Below are 18,448 nucleotides of genomic sequence, written 5' to 3'. Positions count from 1 at the left end.
TCAAGATAGCCGCAGTGCCGTCCGATCCAGCTCCGCGCTCCCGCCGAGAGGCTCGCGACGGCCGCGAGGTCCGGGCCGGCTGGTCGAGTACCCATGGTTCTCCCTTGAGGTTGCGGGCTGCCGGGCGGTCTGCTCGACGAGGTCGGCGGCACGCCGGGCGCTGCCGGTCTCGGTCTCGGCGAGGCGGTGGCCGAGGCCGCGGGCGCGGGCGCGCAGGCTCCGGTCGTGCCAGGCCGCGTCGAGCAGCCCGGCCGGGTCCGGTCGCGGTGCGCGCGGCAGGTGGACGGCGGCGCCTTCGCGCAGCAGGGCGCCGGCGAGCACCGGCTGCTCGGAGCCGTTGGGCGTGACGCCGAGGGGGCGCCCGCGCAGCAGGGCGCCGAGGACGGGGGCGGAGGTGCCGGCGGTCAGCACCAGGCCGGCGCGGTGGACCAGCGGCCCCAGCCAGGGCTTGCGGACGAGCAGGACGTCGGCCTCCGGCGCGGGCCGCGGGTCCGCGGTGCGGCCCTGTTCCACCACGGCCTGGTAGCGGCCGCCGGTGAAGGTGGCGTTGAGGCGGGGCCACGGGGAGCCGCCGCCGAAGAAGCGGCCGAGGTGGACGTAGACGAGGGGCTTGCCGGTGCGGGCCAACGCATCGTCGAGGGTGGCGAGTTCGGCCGGGTCGGCGGCGGGCTCCCAGGCGAGCGGGCCGACGTGGTGCACCCGGGGCGGCAACTCGGCGCCCGGGTGTTCGAGTTCGGGCAGCCCGCGGAGCAGCAGGGCGTCACCGAGGAGCGGGGAGTCGTCGAGCACGCCGCCGGGGGCCGCGCGGCCGGCGAGACCGGCCTGCTCGCGGGTGGCGGTGTACAGGGCCAGGGTCTCGCGGGTCCGGTTCTCCCGGGTGCGGCCGTACTGCGGCTCGTCGGTGCCGCCGGAGCGGTAGGTCCACAGGTGGATGGAGAGCCCGATCACCACCACCGGGAGGTCCAGCGCCTCGGCGGCGAGCAGCGCGCCGTTGCACAGCACCGAGGTGATCAGCAGGTCCGCGCGGGCCTGCCGGGCGGCGCGCACGGTGGCCCGGTACTGCGCGAGTCCGGTGACGCCCCAGCGGGCCGCGTCGAAGGCCCGCGCGCCGCCGAACTCCTCCGCCGCCGCGAACGGCAGGCCGGCCTCGGCCGCGAACGGTGCGGCGGCGGCGCGCCCGAGCACGGAGACCCGGTGGCCGCGGCGTTGCAGTTCGCGCCCGGCGGCGAGCGCCGGGTAGAGGTAGCCGCCGTCGCTGAGCGGGCAGAGCAGGATGTTCACGGGGCCTCCGGGGCGGGTCGGGCGGCGGGCCGGGCGGGAGGCGAGCGGGCCGTCCGGCCGCCGGCGGCTCGGGCCGGGGCCGGACGGCCCGCTCAGGCGTCAGGCGTCAGGCGTCGGGCGTCGGGCGTCCAGACGCCTCGCCGTTCGGACCGCGTCAGAGCGCCGAGCTGTTGTTGATGATGCAGACGTCCTCGACGAGGCCGTCCTCCTCCTCGATGCCGTGCGCGACGACGTCGACGTCCTCGTCCTCGGCCTCGGTCGGCTCCGGGTTGATGGAGTCGGACATGCTGTCCTCCCTCTGCTGTGCGGCGTCCGCTACGCCGGCCCGGGGACACCGTAGGCAGGCCCGGTATGGCGGCGGTTGGCCGGCGGTTCGATTTCGGTATGACGGTCAGTCAGCCGCCGTTCAGCGATGCCGCACCGGCACCCGTTCGGCGGCCCGGGCGGCCCGCTCCCGGGCGTAGGCGTAGAGCAGCGCCGGCAGCGCGAACCGCACGGCACCGCCGGGGCCGTCCGTACCGGCGACGGTGAGCTGGCTGGCCTCCAGGAGGTCCTCCAGGGTCCGCGCCGCCGTCCCCGGGTCGCAGTCCAGCACCGCCGCCGCCTCGTCGAGCGTGAACACCGGGCGGGCGAGCAGCCCGAGCCGAAGCACCGCCCGGTGCCCGTCCCGCGGCAGCTCCCCCACCGACCCGGCCAGCCGCACCCGTACCAGCGGGTCTCCCCCGCACAGCTCGTCCAGCAGGGCGCGCCCGCCGGTCAGCCGGGCGCCGTACTCGTGCAGCGGCACGTGCCGCAGGAAGGCCAGGCGGTCTGCGACCAGCCGCACCCCGAGCGGCAGCAGCCCGGCGGCGCGCACGATCCGGGCGGCGGAGTCGCGGTCCGCGCCGACCCGGTCCGCGCCGATCGTCCGCCCGAGGAACTCCACCGCCTCGTCCACCGTGAACGGCGGCAGCCAGAACCGGTGGGCGCCCTCCAGGCCGATCAGTCCGGGCCGGGCGGTGACCACCACCGCGCTCTGCCCGGCCTCCGGCAGCAGCGGCCGGACCTCCGACTCGCGCCGGGCGTCGTCGACGACCACCAGGGCACGCCGGCCGGTCAGCCACAGCTGCCAGGCCCAGCGCGGATCGGACCGGGCCGCCGGGCCGGGCGGAGCTCCGCCTCGCCGGGTGGGAGCGGCGGCGGCCAGCAGCCGGCGCAGCACGTCCTCCAGCGGGCGCGGCCGGCCGTCCTCCCCGCGCAGCCGCACGAACAGGCGGCCGTCCGGGAACTGCTCGCCGAGCCGGTGCGCGGTGTGCACGGCGAGCGCGGTCTTCCCGGCGCCGAGCGGTCCGGTCAGCACGGCGAGCCGGCCGGCGCCGCCGGTGAGCACCTCGCTCAGCCGGTGCACGGCGGCCGCGCGGCCGGTGAACGCGGGCGGGTCGGTGGGCAGCAGGTGCGGCGGCGCCGGGCCCGGGTCGGCCGGGGCGACGACGGCCCTGGGGACCGTGGGGACCGCCGGGCCCGTGGGGCCGGCGGCGGGGCGCGGCAGGACCGGGCCCGGGTCGCAGAGCAGCGCGCGGTAGCAGCGGGTCAGCGCCGGGCTGGGCGGCAGGCCGAGCTCGTGGGCGAGCAGCTGGCGCAGCTCGTCGTAGACGGCGAGCGCCTCGGAGCGGCGGCCGGCCTGGCACAGCGCGGTCATCTGCAGCATCCGCAGCCGCTCGCGCAGCGGGTGGCGCTGGGCGGTCTCGGTGACCCGCTCGATCGCCTCCGCCCCACGGCCGGCGGCGAGTTCGGCGTCCAGCCAGTCCTCGAACACCCCGAGGAAGCGGCGGTCCAGGCGCTGCCCGGCGGCGTCGATCAGCGGGACGTCGCGGAACCCGTCCAGGGCCGGGCCGCGCCACAGGCCCAGCGCCTCGGCGAGCGCCCCGGCCCGGGCGCGCTGCTCGAAGCGCAGGGCGTCGAGGCCGTCCTCGGTGGTGTGCAGGACGTAGCCGCCGGCCTGGTGGCTGATCCGGAGGACCGGCACGGCCGGCTCCGGGCCGCTCCCCGGCTCCGGGGCGGCTCCCGGTTCCGCGCCGAGCAGCCGGCGCAGCCCCGAGACGTACACCTGGAGGTTCTTGCGGGCGGTGCGCGGCGGCGCGTCGTCCCACAGTGCCTCGACGAGCGCATCGGCCGAAATCCGGGTATTCGCGTGGGACAGCAGTGCCGCCAGGAGAATCTGTTGTTTCCGGGATCCCGCATCGAGTTCGCGACCGTTCTCCAGCACGCGGAGCGGGCCGAGAATCCCGAATCCCACCGCCATCTCACGCCAACTTGATGACGAAGGAATGCCCTTCCACCTCGGCGTCCGAAACGGCGTCCAGCCGTTGTTTCACGGAATTGAGGACGGCCACCTCGTCCTCGGTGAGCCGGGACAGCACGTCCCGCTGTTCCAGGGTCAGCAGGTCGACCGGGTTGCCCGCCTGCCGGAGGGCGGCGAGGGCGTCGAAGGTCATGGTCCCCTCCTTCTCGGATTCCAGATCATCATCACCGCCCTCCGGGGGTCCGTCCATGAGACCTTTGGGCCAGGAATCGCAGCCGGCGGCCGGCGCGGGGGCGGACTCCGCGAGAATCAGCGCGAGCAGTCCGGCCTGCAGTCTTGACCGGAGTCCCAGTTTCGCCAGAATGGCGGTGACGAACCGTTTGACGGTGCGTTCGCTGATATGGAGTTCGTAGGCTATCGAGCGGTTGTCGTATCCGAGGCCCAGCAGGTGCAGGACGGCGCGCTCGCGCGGCGTCAGCGCACCGGTCGGCGGCAGCCCGGCCGCCGTCGGCCGCGGGGGCGGCCCCGGCACGCGGGGCGCACCGCACTCCGGACACACCGGATCCCCACCACCCATCGACAGGATCCCCCCTCCAGCGGCACATGACAGCGGTGCCCTCATGCTGACGCTCGCGCCGGACACCGGCAAGAGGGCGGACACGCCCGCCGGCCGGGGCGCCCGCACCGGGCCCGCACCGCCCCACCGCCGCCCCACCGCCGCTCCGCCGTCGGTCCGCCGTCGGTCCGCCGTCGGTCCCGATGGCTAGGGTGCCCCCATGTCATCACTGATCACCGCCATCACCGAACACACCGAGGCCGCCGACTTCCTCGCCTGGCCGGGCGACTTCGACCTCGACCGCGGCGACCACGTCGAGGAGGTCCACCTCGCCTCGGGGGCGGCGCTGGAGGGGTTCGCCGGGGACGGCGCCGGGGGCACGTTCTTCTTCTGCGGCGAGGGCGGCGAGGAGCGTCCGGTCCTGTACGCCGACTCGGAAGGCCGGGCGGGCCTGATCGCGGTCGGGCTGCCGGAGCTGCTGCGACTGCTGCTGGTCGCGCCCTGGTGGCGGGACTGCCCGGCCTTCTCCGCGACGGAGAGCGCCGAGGCAGCCGCCGAGTACCTCGCGGACCTGCCCGACCTGGCGGCTGCCCGGGACGCCGCCGCGGCGGCGCTCGGGCTCGTCCTCCCGCCCGAGACGGAGGTCCTGGCCCGCCTCCGCGAGGTCGCCACGGGCACCGGCCGCGGCGCCGACGAGGAGTACGTCCTGGTCTTCACCCCGGAGAACTCGCCCTACGAACCGCTCTTCACCGGCTGACGGCCCGCCGCCCCTCCCCTCAACAGCGCCGGTCGGCCACGGACACCGACCGCCGCACCGGCGTCAGCGCCGGTCGGACTCGGGCGCGGCGTCGGCCAGCGCGTCCAGGACCGGGCGGATGAGCGGGTGGCCGTCGGCGCCGGCGCGGACGGCCGCGAACACCCGGCGGGTGGCGAGCGCGCTGTCGACGGGGCGCACCGCGACCCGGGCGAGGTCGACGCCGAGCAGCGCCGAACGCGGCACCAGCGCCACCCCCGCACCGGCCGACGCGAGGGCGACGACGGCGCGGAAGTCGTCGGAGGAGTGCAGCAGACGCGGCTGGAACCCGGCGTGCTCGCAGGCCAGCAGCACCACGTCGTGGCACGGGTTGCCCGGGTAGGGTCCGATCCACGGCTCGTCGGCGAGGTCGGCCACCGCGATCGGGCCCTCGCCGGCGGCCAGCGGGTGGGCGAGCGGCAGCACCGCCTCGAACGGTTCCGCGTAGAGCGGGACCCGGGTGAGGCGGGCGTCGTCGGCGCGCGGGGCGCCCCGGTACTCGACCGCCACCGCGAGGTCGGCGCGGCCGTCGAGCACCATCGGCAGGCTGGCGTCGCCCTCGGCGTCCAGCACCTTGAGCCGGACGCCGGGGGCGCGGGCGGCGAGGGTGCCGATGGCCGGGGCGAGGACGAGCGAGATGCCGGTGGCGAAGGAGGCGACGGTGACCTCGCCGGCCACGCCCGCGCTGTAGGCGGCGAGGTCGGCCTCGGCGCGTTCGAGCTGGGCCAGCACCGCGTCGGCGTGGCCGAGCAGGATCTCCCCGGCGGCGGTGAGCCGGACGCCCCGGCCCTCGCGGGCCAGCAGGTGGTGGCCGGTCTCCTGCTCCAGCGCGGCGAGCTGCTGCGAGACGGCGGAGGGGGTGAGGTAGAGCGCGGCCGCCGCGGCCGTCACCGTCCGGTGGTCCGCCACCGCTCGCAGGGTCCGCAGCCGTCTCGCGTCGATCACAGGCCAATTCTGCCAGCGTCCGCGGGACTCCCGGGGCGGGGGTGACGAACAGGTGAACGAGAGGCGGCGGGGCGGGCGGCTCCGGAAGCCGCGGAACGGGAGTGGAGAGTCGGACGGGCCAACTTCCCACTCCCGTTTCACGGGAGGGTGGGGCAGGTGGTCCTGGGTGCCGTGCGGCGGGGGTGGGCCGGTCCGGCCCCCGCCGCACGGCGGTCGTTGAGCCCGTGGCGCGTCCGGTTCCGAGCGGACGCGCCACGGGCGATCAGGGGGGCGGCTACTCGCCCAGCGCGGCGCGCGCGTCGACGAAGGCGGCCACGGCGCGCTCGACGTCCTCGGTGGTGTGCGCGGCGGAGAGCTGCACCCGGATCCGGGCCTGGCCGTGCGGCACGACCGGGTAGGAGAAGCCGATCACGTAGACGCCGCGCTCCAGCAGCAGTTCGGCGAGGCGGCCGGCCTTGGCGGCGTCGCCGATCATCACCGGGGCGATCGGGTGGTCGCCCGGGAGGATCTCGAAGCCCGCCTCGGTCATCTTCGAGCGGAACAGCGCCGTGTTGGCCGCCAGCCGCTCGCGCAGCTCGTTGGACTGCTCGACGAGGTCCAGCACCTTCAGCGAGGCGGCGGCGATCACCGGCGCCAGCGAGTTGGAGAACAGGTACGGGCGCGAGCGCTGGCGCAGCAGCGCGACGATCTCGCGCCGCGCGGCGACGTAGCCGCCGGAGGCGCCGCCGAGCGCCTTGCCCAGGGTGCCGGTGATGATGTCGACGCGGTCCATGACGCCGTGCAGCTCCGGCGTGCCGCGCCCGTGCGCGCCGACGAAGCCGACGGCGTGCGAGTCGTCGACCATGACCATGGCGTTGTAGCGGTCGGCGAGGTCGCAGATCTCGCGCAGCGGGGCGACGTAGCCGTCCATGGAGAAGACGCCGTCGGTGACGATCAGGCGGCGGCGGGCGTCCTGGCTCTCCTTGAGCTGCTGCTCCAGGTCGGCGAGGTCGCGGTTGGCGTAGCGGTGGCGGCGGGCCTTGCACAGGCGGATGCCGTCGATGATGCTCGCGTGGTTGAGGGCGTCGGAGATGACGGCGTCGCGCTCGTCGAGCAGGGTCTCGAAGACGCCGCCGTTGGCGTCGAAGCAGGAGGAGTAGAGGATCGTGTCCTCCTGGCCGAGGAACGTGGACAGCCGCTCCTCCAGCTCCTTGTGCACGTCCTGGGTGCCGCAGATGAAGCGGACCGAGGCCATGCCGTAGCCCCAGCGGTCCAGGGCGTCCTTGGCGGCGGCGAGGATCTCGGGGTGGTCGGCGAGGCCGAGGTAGTTGTTGGCGCAGAAGTTGAGCACCTCGCCGGGGGTGCCGCCGGCGGTGACGGTGACGGCGGCGCTCTGCGGGCTGCCGATGACCCGCTCCGGCTTGAAGAGGCCGGCCTCGCGGATCTCGTCGAGGGTGGCGGCGACATCGTCGCGCACGGTGTCGAACACAGCTGCTCCTAAGCGGGGTGGCAACGGGGATGGCGAGGGTGCCGGGCGAGGGGGGTGGGCGGAGCGGTGATCGCGGGGATCAGGCGGTCCAGTCGAGGATGACCTTGCCGCAGCGGCCGCTCGCCGCCTCGTCGAAGGCGGCCTCGAAGTCGGCGGCGGGGTAGCGGCCGGTGATCACGGGGCTGAGGTCGAGGCCGCCCTCCAGCAGGACGGACATCGCGTACCAGGTCTCGAACATCTCGCGGCCGTAGATGCCCTTGATGGTGAGCATCGAGGTGACGACGGAGGCCCAGTCGATCGGGAACTGCTCGGCGGGCAGGCCGAGCATGGCGATCTTTCCGCCGTGGGTCATGTTGGCGATCATCGACTGGAGCGCCTCGGGGCGGCCGGACATCTCCAGGCCGACGTCGAAGCCCTCGCGCAGGCCGAGCTTCTGCTGGCCCTCCTCGATGGTGTGCTCGGAGACGTCCAGCGCCAGCGAGACGCCGACCCTGCGGGCGAGGTCGAGGCGGTAGGGCGACACGTCGGTGATCATCACGTTGCGGGCACCGGCGTGCTTGGCGACGGCGGCGGCCATGATGCCGATCGGGCCGGCGCCGGTGACCAGCACGTCCTCACCGACCAGCGGGAAGGACAGCGCGGTGTGCACGGCGTTGCCGAAGGGGTCGAAGATCGCGGCGACGTCGAGGTCGACGGGGACGCGGTGCACCCAGACGTTGGAGGCGGGCAGGGCCACGTACTCGGCGAACGCGCCGTCGCGGTTGACGCCGAGGCCCACGGTGTTGCGGCACAGGTGGCGGCGGCCGGCCAGACAGTTGCGGCACTTGCCGCAGACCAGGTGGCCCTCGCCGCTGACCAGGTCGCCGACGGTGATGTCCGCGACGCCGGCGCCGATCTCGGCGACCTCGCCGACGAACTCGTGGCCGAGGACGAGCGGGGTCCTGATGGTCTGCTGGGCCCAGCCGTCCCACTTGCGGATGTGCAGGTCGGTGCCGCAGATGCCGGTGCGCAGCACCTTGATGAGGACCTCGCCGGGGCCGATCACCGGGGTGGGGACGTCCATCAGCGAGAGTCCGGGTTCGGCCTTCTGCTTGACGAGTGCCTTCACGGCGGTGGCTCCTGACGCGCGGTGGGGGCGGCCTGGTGTGGCAGGCCGACGGGGCCCGGTGGGTGGCGGCCCGAGGACCGACGGGTCCTGGCGGGGCCAGGGCCTGCGGAACCGGTTCCGGTGTCCGCATTCCGGGCAGGCAGAAATCTGCCTGGTGGGAGGGGGTGCGGTCCATCGAGGAATTCTTAAGGGCCGCGACAGCTCGGCTAAACGATCGTGCCCGAGCTGGGGTCGGGGGCCACTGCGGCGTGCCGGTCGGCACTCCGACGGCGCAGCGCGCGAGGCATGTCCGGGGCGCGCGGGGCGCTGCGCCGAGGCCGGTGCTCCCCCGGTGCGACCGGGTCAGTCGCGGCGGGCGGTGACGGCGTGCACGAGGGCCGCCGCGGCGGCGAGGAGGGCGGCGGCGAGCGCGAGCAGCAGGGCGGTGGAGGCCAGCAGCTCCGCCGAGCGGTCGTGGGTGGAGAGCCGGGTGAGCAGCAGGTTGACCGGGGGCAGGCCCTTGCTCACGGTGAGCACGAGCAGCAGGCCGAGGGCGAGCAGCAGGCCGAACCCCGGCCGGCGGACCAGTGGCCGGGAGGCGAGCAGGCCGACGGCGGTACCGGTGAGGGCGCAGGTGAGCTGGGTTTCGGTGCCGAGCAGCAGGTCGGCGGCGGTGGGGGTGTGGGTGCCGACGAGCAGCGGCAGGGCGAGGCCGAGGGCGGTGAGCGGCAGACAGCCGAGCAGGGCGGTGAGCACGGTGCCGGTGAGCAGACGTCGGCGGCTGCCGGTGGCGGCGGTGAGGAGCGCGCGGTGGGGCCGGTCCTCCAGACCGGTGAGCGCCATGGTGAGCCAGGTGGCGGCGAGCAGCATCGCGGCGGACGCGGCTCCGTGGGCGGCGGTGAGCGGGCCGCTGTCGTCGCTGGTGAGGACGGCGACGAGGCCGGTGAACAGGATCAGCGGGGCGAGGTAGCGCTGGGAGAGCAGCAGGGTGGCGAGCTGGTAGCGGACGAGGGCGGTCATCGGCTGGTGGTCCTCGTGGGGGCGGGGGCGGGGGCGGGGCGGGTGACGGCGCGCACCGACCACCGGTGGCGCAGCGCGGTGAGCAGGACGGCGTCGGCGTGCGTCTGCTCGACCCGCAGGTGGAGTTCGGGGCCGCGGCGCTCCAGCGTGAGGACGCCGGGCAGGGCCTGCCAGTCGGGGCCGTCCGGGCCGGGGCCGGTGAGCACGAGCTCGGCGGGCGGCACGGCGGCGGACCCTGCGGACGCGGGCGCGGACGGCGCGGACGGGGCCCCGGTCACCCGGCCGTCGGCGAGGGTGCGGACGGTGGTGGCGTGCGCCTCGGCGACGGCTTCGCGGTGGTCGGTGAAGACCACGGCCCCGCCCTCGGCGGCGGTCTCGGCGATGAGTTCGGCGAGCACGGTGTGCGCGGAGGCGTCGAGGCCGGACCAGGGTTCGTCGAGCACCAGCAGATCGGGCGGGACGAGCAGGGCCTGGGCGAGCGCGACCTTCTGGGCGTTGCCCTTGGACAGGGTGCGCAGGGCGGCGTGGGAGCCGCCGACGAGGGCGAGCCGGTCGAGGAGCTCCGCGGCCCGGCGGCGGGCGGCTGCGGTGGGCAGGCCACGGACGCGGCCGAGGTGGGTGAGGTAGCCGGTGGCGGTGTGGCGCTCGTGGGCGGTGAACCGGTCGGGGACGTAGCCGACGGCGGCCCGGCGGCCGGCGGTGACGGGGCGGGTGACGGCACCGGTGAGGCGGCCGGTGGTGGGGCGGGTGAGGCCGGCGAGGATCCGCAGCAGGGTGGACTTGCCGGAGCCGTTGGCGCCGAGCACGGCGAGGACGTCGCCGGGGGCGAGGCGCAGCTCGACGTCGCGCAGGATCCAGGGCCCCCGTCCGTAGCGCTTTCCGACGCCGACGGCTTCGGCGACGGCTCCGGCTCCTGATCCGGCTCCGGCAACGGCTTCGCTGTGCAGCACCTCGGTGTTCCCCTCCCGTCGGCTCCGGCGGTGCGCACCCTACTCGGGCGCGGGTAGGGGGCGGGTAATGGTGCTGGTGGGCGTACGTCGGGGGCGTGCGAGCGGGGTTGCGGCGGGTGGCTGACGCGTGGGTCCGTTCGGTCCAGCGGGCGGCCGGTGGGCGCGCGGGGCGCGGCGGGCGCGCATACGGTGGCGATCGCTCCCCCTTTGCGGGCCCGTCGAGCGCTGCTCCGGGTCCGTCCGGCCCAGAGAGGCGCCCCGAAGATGACGAACCGTGTGTCGACCCGAGCCGCCGCCCCCCGGTGGCGGCCCCTCGCCCGGCCGGCGCCGGTGGCGCTGCTGCTGGCGCTGGCCGGACTGCTGGCCGCCGGCTGCTCGGGCGGCTCGCCGTCCGAGCACCCGGCGGCGGCCGGGGCGGTGACGGCCGCACCGGCTGCGCTGAGCCCGACCCCCACCCCGAGTCCGACGGCGACCGCGAGTCCGACCGGAACCGCGAGTCCCACCGCGACGCCCAGCCCCACCCAGGCGCCGAGCGGCACCACGGTGCCGCTGACGTCGGACGTCACCTCCCGGCTGGACGCCGCGATCGGGCGGGTGCTGACGGAGGCCTCGGTGCCGGGCGTGATCGTCGACGTGGCGACGCCGCAGGGCGAGTACCTCAAGGCGTTCGGGGTGTCCGAGCGGGTGCCGGGCACCGCGATGGTGACCGGGCTCAACATGCGGATCGGCAGCGTGACCAAGACCTTCACGGTCACCGGTGTGCTCCGGCTGGTGGACCAGGGCAAGGTGGGGCTGGACGACCCGGTCGGCAAGTACCTGGCCGGCGTGCCGAACGGCGAGCAGATCACCCTGCGCCAGCTGGCGGGCATGCGCAGCGGCCTGTTCTCGTACACCAAGGACGAGGACTTCGTGCGCGCGTTCCAGGCGGATCCGCAGCGCCCCTTCACGCCCGACCAGTTGACCGCGTACGCGTTCCGGCATCCGGTGAACTTCCCGCCGGGAACGGAGTTCGAGTACTCCAACACCAACACGGTGCTGCTGGGCCAGGTGATCGAGAAGGTCGACGGGCGCCCGCTCGGGGACTTCCTGAAGAAGGAGGTGTTCGAGCCGGCGGACCTGGGCCGCACGGTCTTCCCGACGGACAACGCGTTCCCGCAGCCGCACGCGCGCGGCTACACCAACCAGACGGCGGACGGGACGATCCAGGACGCCACCGACTGGAACCCGTCGTGGGGCTGGGCGGCGGGGGCGGCCATCTCGGACCGGGCGGACATGAAGAAGTGGGCGAAGGTGCTGGCCACCGGCTCGCTGCTGAAGCCGCAGACCCAGGCGCAGCGCCTGGAGCCGCAGCCGTCGACGGCGCCGGGCACCTCGTACGGGCTGGGGATCTTCGACAACCACGGGTGGATCGGGCACAACGGTTCGCTGCCGGGCTACCAGGCCGTGGTGGTGTACCTGCCGTCGGCCCAGGCGTCGCTGGTGGTGCTGCTGAACACCGATGTGGCGTACCGGGGTTCGGAGCCGTCGACGCTGTTCGCGAAGGCGATCACGGAGATCGTCTCGCCGGCGAACGTCTACGACCTGCCGGCCACTCCGTCGCAGTCGGACGAGCCGTCCGGGTCGGAGTCCGGGTCCGGGTCACCCTCGCCGAAGGTGTCCTCGTCGGTGACGCCGCCCGGGCAACCGGCCTGACGGCGCGCCCGGCCGCCGGCTCAGCCGGCGCGTCAGCCGCCGAGCACCCGGGCCAGGTCGTAGGAGACCGGTTCCTCCAGCTGCGCGTAGGTGCAGCTGTCGGGCGTGCGGTCGGGGCGCCAGCGGCGGAACTGGGCGGTGTGCCGGAAGCGGGTGCCCTCCATGTGGTCGTAGGCGACCTCGACGACGCGTTCGGGGCGCAGCGGGATCCAGGAGAGGTCCTTGCCGCCGGTCCAGCGGCTGGTGGCGCCGGGCAGCCGGGCGTCGGCGTGCGCGGCTTCGTCGGCCCAGGCGCCCCAGGGGTGGGCGGCGAGGTCGGTGGTGCGCAGCGGGGCGAGTTCCTCGGCGAGTTCGCGGCGGCGGGCCATCGGGAAGGCGGCGCAGACGCCGACGTGCTGGAGGCGGCCGTCGGCGTCGTGGAGGCCGAGCAGGAGGGAGCCGACGACGGGGCCGCTCTTGTGTTCGCGGTAGCCGGCGACGACGCAGTCGGCGGTGCGCTCGTGCTTGATCTTGTACATGGCGCGTTCGCCGGGCCGGTAGGGCTGGTCGAGGGGTTTGGCGACGATGCCGTCGAGTCCGGCGCCCTCGTACTGGGCGAACCAGGTCTCGGCGAGTTCACGGTCGGTGGTGGTGGGGGCGGTGAAGACGGGGTCGGCGGCGTCGGCGAGGGCGCTCTCCAGGGCCCGGCGGCGGGCTTCGAGGGGCCGGTCCAGGAGGGGTTCGTCGCCGAGGGCGAGCAGGTCGAAGGCGACGAAGGAGGCGGGGGTGCGCTCGGCGAGGAGCCTGACCCGGCTGGCGGCGGGGTGGATGCGTTCGAGGAGTTCCTCGAAGCGCAGCCGGCCGTCACGGGCGATGACGATCTCGCCGTCGAGCACGCAGCGCCCGGGGGTCTCGCGGCGCAGGGCCTCGACGAGTTCGGGGAAGTAGCGGGTGAGGGGCTTGCCGGTGCGGCTGCCGAGCTCGACCTCGTCGCCGTCGCGGAAGACGATGGTGCGGAAGCCGTCCCACTTGGCCTCGTACTGCATGCCGGGCGGGATCTTCGCGACGGACTTGGCGAGCATCGGGGCGAGCGGCGGCATGACGGGCAGGTCCATGGTCCCGATCCTCGCGCCGAACGCTCCGGGGCGCGCGGCGGGCGGGGCGAGCACGGCGGCCGCGGCGGGCACGGCGGGCGGAGCGGACACGGCGCGCTTAGCGTGAGAGGCATGGGCTCTGCCGTGGAACTGGATGTCGCCGGGCGCACCGTCCGGCTGTCGAACCCGGACAAGGTGTACTTCCCGGAGCGCGGGTTCACCAAGCTGGACGTCGCGGAGTACTACCTGGCGGTGGCGCAGGGGGTGCTGCGCGGGCTGCGGGACCGGCCGACGACGCTGCAGCGGTTCCCGGACGGGGTGGAGGGCGAGTTCTTCTACCAGAAGCGGGCCCCGAAGGGCCTGCCGGAGTGGCTGCCGACGGCCCGGATCGCCTTTCCGAGCGGCCGGTCGGCGGACGAGATCTGCCCGACGGAACCGGCCGCGGTGCTGTGGGCGGCGAACCTGGGGTGTCTGACCTTCCACCCGTGGCCGGTGCGGCGCTCGGACACCGAGCACGTGGACGAGCTGCGGATCGACCTGGATCCGCAGCCGGGCACGGACTTCAAGGACGCGGTGCGGGCCGCGCACGAGTTGCGGGCGGTGCTGGAGGAGCAGGGGCTGCGGGGGTGGCCGAAGACCTCGGGCGGCCGGGGGCTGCACGTGTACGTGCCCCTGGTACCGCAGTGGTCGTTCACGGACGGGCGGCACGCGGTGATCGCGCTGGGCCGGGAGCTGGAGCGACGGCTGCCGGGGCGGGTGACGACGGCGTGGTGGAAGGAGGAGCGCGGCGAGCGGATCTTCGTCGACTACAACCAGATGGCGCGGGACCGGACGATCGCCTCGGCCTACTCGCTGCGGGCGCGGCCACGGGCGACGGCCTCGGCACCGCTGCGCTGGGAGGAACTGGACGACGCCCTGCCGCAGGACTTCGACCTGCGCACCCTGCCGGCCCGGTTCGCGGAACTGGGGGACGTGCACGCGGCGATGGAGGACGAGCGGTTCCGGCTGGAGGGGCTGCTGGAGCTGTACGAGCGGCAGGTCGCGGAGGGGGCCCACGGCGAGCTGCCGTACCCGCCGGACCACCCGAAGGCGGCGGGCGAGCCGACCCGGGTGCAGCCGAGCCGGGCGCGCAGGAAGTCCTGACGGCGGACTGCTTCGACGGACCGCTTCGACGGACCGCTTCGGTGGGCTGCTTCGGTGGGCTGCTTCGGCGGACCCCTTGGGCGGACTACTAGGCTGGGCGCCCACGAAGGATCACGGAGGGGCGGGCGCGGAGTGGGTGCACGGGGACTGCGGGAGATGCTGGCGGACGCGGCGGGCGGGGTGTTCCCGCCGGCGGACGGGTCGGTGACGGTGGTGCCGCAGCCGTCGCCGCGCGAGGCGGGGGTGGTGGCGTTCTCCGCGCACTCGGTGGTGTTCACCGACGAGGATCCGGCCTGGGTGCGGGCCGCGCTGGCGGCGGCGCCGGGCGATCCGCTGGCCGCGCCGCTCTGTCCGCCGTTCCTGAGCGCGCTCGCCGAACGCACGGGGCGGGTGAACGGCACCATCGACCTGCTGACGGTGGCGGACCGGCTGCCGGGTGCGCCCGCGCTGGAGCTGGCGGAGGTCGAGGACCGGGAGCATCCGCGGGTGGTGCGGGCGCTGTGCTACCGCGAGGACGTCCGGGTGTTCGACGCGGACGGCGGGCGCGGCGTGCTGATCCTGGGCCGCGGGGTGGCCGGTCGCTGGGAGTGCGCGATCGAGGTGGACGAGGCGGCGCGCGGACGCGGCCTGGGGCGGGCGCTGGCGCTGGCGGCCCGGCACCTGCTGCCGGAGGGCGAGGTGGTGTGGTCGCAGCAGGCGCCGGGGAACGCGACGAGCGTGCGGGCCTTCCAGGCGGCGGGCTACCGGCCGATGGGGGCGGAGTCGCTGCTGGTGCTGTCGTGAGCGCGCTCGCCACCGTGCCCGAGGAGGTGCGGGCACGGCTCACCGTACGCTTCGGTCCTGCGGCCGAGGCGTGGTGCGAGGAACTGCCGTCGCTGGTGGACGCGCTGGCCGCCCGCTGGGGGCTGACGGTGCGGGCGGCCGGCGGGGGAGGCACGGCGCGGGTGTTCCACTGCGAGCGGCACGCGGACGGCGCGGCGGTGTGGCTGAAGCTGACGCCGGACCCGGTGGTGGCCGCGCAGGAGGCGACGGCGCTGAGCGCGTGGCAGGGCGTGCCGTCGCTGGTGCGGCTGCTGGAGCACGACGCCGGCCCGGGCGCGCTGCTGCTCGCGGACGTCGCCCCGGGCACGTCCCTGCGCGAGCGCGGCTGGCGGCCGTCCGAGGTCGCCGGGCTGCTGGGCGCGCTGCGGTCGGTGCCGGTGGACGGGGTGGCGCTGCCGCCCCTGGCCGAGCGGCTGGACTTCCTGTTCGAGCTGACCGGCCGCCGGGCCCCCGGGGTGCCGACCGTGCACGCGCGGGCCCTGGCCCGGGAGCTGACCGCGGACGGCGCCCCGGTCGCCCTGGTGCACGGCGACCTGCACCCGGCCAACGTGCTGCTCGGCCCGGACGGCCCGGTGGCGATCGACCCGCGCGCGTGCCTGGGCGACCCCGACTTCGACCTGGTCGACTGGGTGCTCGACGGCGTCACCGCCCCGGCCGCCCTGTCGGCCCGCATCGGCGAGCTGACGGCCCTGGTCCCGGGCGCGGACGCCGACCGCGTGCTGGCCTGGTGCCGCGCGACGGCGGTCGTGGTCGCCGCCCCACGGCTGACCGCAGGCCGCCGCGACGCCGGGACCCTGTTCCTGAAGGAGCTGGCGGGCCTCTAACGCGCGGCCAGGGCACCCGCGAAGGTGGCGAACGCGCCGACCAGCAGGACGGCCGCGGTCACGCCGAGCACCACCCGCTTGCGCTGGGAGGGGTCCCGGTGGCGCAGCAGTCCCTGGACGGCGGCGAACCCGGCGACGGGGAAGGCGGCGAGCGCGAGCTGCAGCAGGCTCAGCCAGTACAGGACTCCGCCGGTACCGGCGAGGCGGCACTCGCCGTCGGCGGCGCAGGAGACGGCGACGCGCTGGTGGGTGTCGATCCGCCAGTCCGTCCAGGCGTACTCGTTCGCCGGGCCGCCGTCGTCGGGGAAGAAGGTGCCGCGGCAGTCGCCGCTCGGGCCGAGCGCGGGCCGGTCGGCGTTGGCGCGCAGGCACTGGTCGGCGACCAGGGCGCCGCGGGTCCCGGCGAACCCGGCGGCGTAGGCGAGCCCCTCCCCCGCGTGGGCCGTGCCACGGCCGCCGACCGCCAGCAGCGCCAGCACCGCCGCGACCGGGACCAGCGCCCGGGCCGCCGCGCGAAGCCCATCGGACCCGCTCACGCCGGGGCGGTGGCGGCGATGATCCGCACGGCGTCGGCGATCTGAGCGTCCGTCAGATCACCCCGGGCGGTCAGCCGCAGCCGCGAGACGCCGTCGGGGACGGACGGGGGGCGGAAGCAGCCGACGGCGAGGCCGGCCCGGCGGCAGTCGGCGGCCCAGGCGACGGCGGCCTCGGGGCCGGGGGCGCGCACGGAGACGACGGCGGCGTCGGGACTGGAGGCGTGCAGGCCGGCGGCGGCGAGGCGGGTGGCGAGGCTGCGGGCCACCTCGCGGGCGCGTTCGGCGCGGTGGGGTTCGGCCCGCAGCAGGCGAAGGGCCCCCAGCGCGGCGCCGGCGGCGGCGGGGGCGAGGCCGGTGTCGAAGATGAAGGTGCGGGCGGTCTCGGTGAGGTGCCGGATGACGCGCCGCGGGCCGAGGACGGCGCCGCCCTGGGAGCCGAGGGACTTGGAGAGGGTGACGGTGGTGACGACGTCGGGCGCGCCGGCGAGCCCCGCGGCGGCGGTGGCGCCGGCGCCGCCGGGGCCGAGCACGCCGAGGCCGTGGGCGTCGTCGACGAGCAGCGCCGCGCCGAACCTCCGTGCGGCGTCGGCGAGTTCGGCGAGCGGTGCGGCGTTGCCGTCGACCGAGAACACCGAGTCGGTGACCACCAGGGCGCGCCGGTGGGAGCGCCCGGCGAGCACCTCGGCAACGGCGCCCGGGTCGCTGTGCGGGGCGCGGTGGACATCGGCGCGGGCCAGGCGGCAGCCGTCGATCAGCGAGGCGTGGTTGTAGGCGTCGGAGACGATCAGCGTGTCGGGGTCGGTGAGCGCGGTGAGCGCGGCGAGGTTGGCGGTGTACCCGGAGGAGAACACCAGCGCCGCCTCGGCCCCGCAGAGGGCGGCCAGCTCCTCCTCCAGCTCGGTGTGCAGCGCCGTGGTGCCGGTGACCAGCCGCGACCCGGTCGCACCGCCGCCCCACCGCAGCGCGGCCTCGGCGGCGGCCCGGGTGACGGCGGGGTGCCGGGTGAGCCCGAGGTAGTCGTTGCCCGCGAGGTCCAGCACGGCGTCGTCGGCGGCCCGGCTGCGCAGGGTACGGGTCAGCCCGGCCCGGGCCCGCTGCCCGGCGCTCGCGTCGAGCCAGTCGAAGACGGCGCCGGGATCGGCGCCGGCGGAGCCATCGGCCTGGGACGCCTCAGACGCCTCGGACGTCTCGAACACGCTGCGGTTGACCATGCCCGGCACTCTGGCACGCCCCGCCCGACCCGGGCAATGTGCGCCGGGGCACACCGCCGGACGCAGGAGCCACCTCGCCAGAACCACAGGTTTACCTAAAATCAACCTCACATTTCACATGCATTCATTCATTCGATCATCGTCCTCCGATTCCCGCGAACTCGACCGATTGTTCGTCCTCCCCCGGTAGTGTCCCGACAAGTCGAACAGTCCTGGGGGGACTTGGTGGCAGACCTCGAATTCGAGCGACGGATGAACCCGTGGCTCTTCGACAGTTCCGGAAACCTCACCGCGGAGGCGAAGAAGCAGTTTCCCGACCTCGCGGCGGCCGCCGCCGGGGCCCCGCCACCCGTCACGCTCCCGCCGGCCGCCGGCGGCCCGTCCGTCAGGGCGAACCCCGGGATGATCCGCCAGGCCGGCACCAACGCCACGGCCCTGCGCGAGTCCGTCCGCACCGAGTGCGCACAGCCCGCGGGGCACGTCACCGGCGCGGTCGCCGCGCTGATGGGCTGGAACCTCTCCACCGCCCTCAACACCGCGTGGAGCGTCTGGTCGGGCCAGGCCCACACGCTCGGGGAAGCCGTCGGAACGATCGGCAAGAACCTGCACGCCACCGCCCAGAACTACGACAACACCGAGAGCGCGATCCACAGCCAGTTCGCGCAGCCGCACGGCTGAGAAAGTGTTGGGTAATCGGGTGATCACTCGTTCTTGAGGTCGTCGGCGAGGCGGCGGGCTGCTTCGGTCTCGATGGGGCCGCGTGGTT

The 18,448-nt window shown here is 75.4% G+C and carries 18 protein-coding genes; 6 read left to right on the top strand and 12 right to left on the bottom strand.

Translation table 11 applies throughout. The features are described from left to right. The 4 genes from ABZW10_RS35680 to ABZW10_RS35665 all read right to left on the bottom strand — a co-directional run bounded on the left by ABZW10_RS35680 (nt 1) and on the right by ABZW10_RS35665 (nt 4,094). Complete coding sequence (locus tag ABZW10_RS35680) at nt 1–1,281, bottom strand: glycosyltransferase (RefSeq protein ID WP_355374820.1); 1,281 nt, start codon at nt 1,279–1,281, stop codon at nt 1–3. 154 nt (nt 1,282–1,435) lie between these two features. Next, nucleotides 1,436–1,567 (bottom strand): hypothetical protein, encoded by a 132-nt coding sequence (locus ABZW10_RS35675; RefSeq protein ID WP_355374817.1) that lies wholly within the window; start codon nt 1,565–1,567, stop codon nt 1,436–1,438. A gap of 120 nt (nt 1,568–1,687) precedes the next feature. After that, complete coding sequence (locus ABZW10_RS35670; RefSeq protein ID WP_355374815.1) at nt 1,688–3,562, bottom strand: BTAD domain-containing putative transcriptional regulator; 1,875 nt, start codon at nt 3,560–3,562, stop codon at nt 1,688–1,690. 1 nt (nt 3,563) lies between these two features. Next, nucleotides 3,564–4,094: a helix-turn-helix transcriptional regulator gene (locus ABZW10_RS35665; RefSeq protein ID WP_355374812.1), complete on the bottom strand. Its 531-nt coding sequence runs from the start codon at nt 4,092–4,094 to the stop codon at nt 3,564–3,566. Between the two features lie 244 nt (nt 4,095–4,338). On the opposite strand from ABZW10_RS35665, the gene ABZW10_RS35660 reads away from it, so the two are divergent. Then, entirely contained in the window at nt 4,339–4,875 is a 537-nt protein-coding gene (locus ABZW10_RS35660; RefSeq protein WP_355374809.1) for a hypothetical protein, read from the top strand. 63 nt (nt 4,876–4,938) lie between these two features. Here the strand turns inward: ABZW10_RS35660 and ABZW10_RS35655 are convergent, their stop codons facing one another. The 5 genes from ABZW10_RS35655 to ABZW10_RS35635 form a co-directional block, all read right to left on the bottom strand. Then, nucleotides 4,939–5,856 (bottom strand): LysR family transcriptional regulator, encoded by a 918-nt coding sequence (locus tag ABZW10_RS35655; RefSeq protein ID WP_355374807.1) that lies wholly within the window; start codon nt 5,854–5,856, stop codon nt 4,939–4,941. Nucleotides 5,857–6,130: 274 nt separating this feature from the next. Continuing rightward, nucleotides 6,131–7,324, bottom strand: coding sequence for a glycine C-acetyltransferase (locus ABZW10_RS35650; RefSeq protein ID WP_355374804.1), 1,194 nt, complete (start codon nt 7,322–7,324; stop codon nt 6,131–6,133). A gap of 79 nt (nt 7,325–7,403) precedes the next feature. Continuing rightward, entirely contained in the window at nt 7,404–8,432 is a 1,029-nt protein-coding gene (gene tdh / locus ABZW10_RS35645; RefSeq protein ID WP_355374801.1) for an L-threonine 3-dehydrogenase, read from the bottom strand. Nucleotides 8,433–8,774: 342 nt separating this feature from the next. Beyond that, nucleotides 8,775–9,431, bottom strand: a complete 657-nt coding sequence (locus tag ABZW10_RS35640) for a hypothetical protein (RefSeq protein ID WP_355374798.1) — start codon at nt 9,429–9,431, stop codon at nt 8,775–8,777. Next, on the bottom strand, nt 9,428–10,378 hold the full coding sequence (locus ABZW10_RS35635; RefSeq protein ID WP_355374871.1) for an ATP-binding cassette domain-containing protein: 951 nt from the start codon (nt 10,376–10,378) through the stop codon (nt 9,428–9,430). Before ABZW10_RS35635 ends, ABZW10_RS35640 begins: the two co-directional genes overlap by 4 nt. Nucleotides 10,379–10,645: 267 nt before the next feature. Here ABZW10_RS35635 and ABZW10_RS35630 point away from each other — a divergent pair, with 267 nt between their 5' ends. After that, nucleotides 10,646–12,073: a serine hydrolase domain-containing protein gene (locus ABZW10_RS35630; RefSeq protein WP_355374795.1), complete on the top strand. Its 1,428-nt coding sequence runs from the start codon at nt 10,646–10,648 to the stop codon at nt 12,071–12,073. Nucleotides 12,074–12,105: 32 nt separating this feature from the next. Here the strand turns inward: ABZW10_RS35630 and ABZW10_RS35625 are convergent, their stop codons facing one another. Beyond that, a complete protein-coding gene (locus ABZW10_RS35625) occupies nt 12,106–13,167 on the bottom strand; it encodes an ATP-dependent DNA ligase (RefSeq protein ID WP_355374868.1) in 1,062 nt (353 codons plus the stop codon). A gap of 123 nt (nt 13,168–13,290) precedes the next feature. Here ABZW10_RS35625 and ligD point away from each other — a divergent pair, with 123 nt between their 5' ends. The 3 genes from ligD to ABZW10_RS35610 all read left to right on the top strand — a co-directional run bounded on the left by ligD (nt 13,291) and on the right by ABZW10_RS35610 (nt 15,935). Then, complete coding sequence (gene ligD / locus ABZW10_RS35620) at nt 13,291–14,289, top strand: non-homologous end-joining DNA ligase (protein WP_355374865.1); 999 nt, start codon at nt 13,291–13,293, stop codon at nt 14,287–14,289. 156 nt (nt 14,290–14,445) lie between these two features. Beyond that, complete coding sequence (locus ABZW10_RS35615; protein ID WP_355374862.1) at nt 14,446–15,072, top strand: GNAT family N-acetyltransferase; 627 nt, start codon at nt 14,446–14,448, stop codon at nt 15,070–15,072. After that, nucleotides 15,069–15,935 carry an aminoglycoside phosphotransferase family protein gene (locus ABZW10_RS35610; protein ID WP_355374792.1) on the top strand — a complete coding sequence of 289 codons (867 nt, stop codon included), beginning with the start codon at nt 15,069–15,071 and terminating at the stop codon, nt 15,933–15,935. Before ABZW10_RS35615 ends, ABZW10_RS35610 begins: the two co-directional genes overlap by 4 nt. Here ABZW10_RS35610 and ABZW10_RS35605 read toward each other — a convergent pair. Next, nucleotides 15,932–16,471: a hypothetical protein gene (locus ABZW10_RS35605; protein WP_355374790.1), complete on the bottom strand. Its 540-nt coding sequence runs from the start codon at nt 16,469–16,471 to the stop codon at nt 15,932–15,934. The genes ABZW10_RS35610 and ABZW10_RS35605 overlap by 4 nt on opposite strands. Next, entirely contained in the window at nt 16,468–17,682 is a 1,215-nt protein-coding gene (locus ABZW10_RS35600) for an 8-amino-7-oxononanoate synthase (protein ID WP_355374787.1), read from the bottom strand. The genes ABZW10_RS35605 and ABZW10_RS35600 overlap by 4 nt, the downstream gene beginning before the upstream one ends. A gap of 225 nt (nt 17,683–17,907) precedes the next feature. On the opposite strand from ABZW10_RS35600, the gene ABZW10_RS35595 reads away from it, so the two are divergent. After that, nucleotides 17,908–18,360: a hypothetical protein gene (locus tag ABZW10_RS35595; protein WP_355374785.1), complete on the top strand. Its 453-nt coding sequence runs from the start codon at nt 17,908–17,910 to the stop codon at nt 18,358–18,360. Nucleotides 18,361–18,448: the final 88 nt, after the last annotated feature.

The sequence above is a fragment of the Kitasatospora sp. NPDC004723 genome (assembly GCF_040609255.1).
Taxonomy (GTDB): domain Bacteria; phylum Actinomycetota; class Actinomycetes; order Streptomycetales; family Streptomycetaceae; genus Kitasatospora.
The sequence above is the reverse complement of the archived record's forward strand: the minus strand, read 5'-3'. Positions and strand labels throughout refer to the sequence as shown.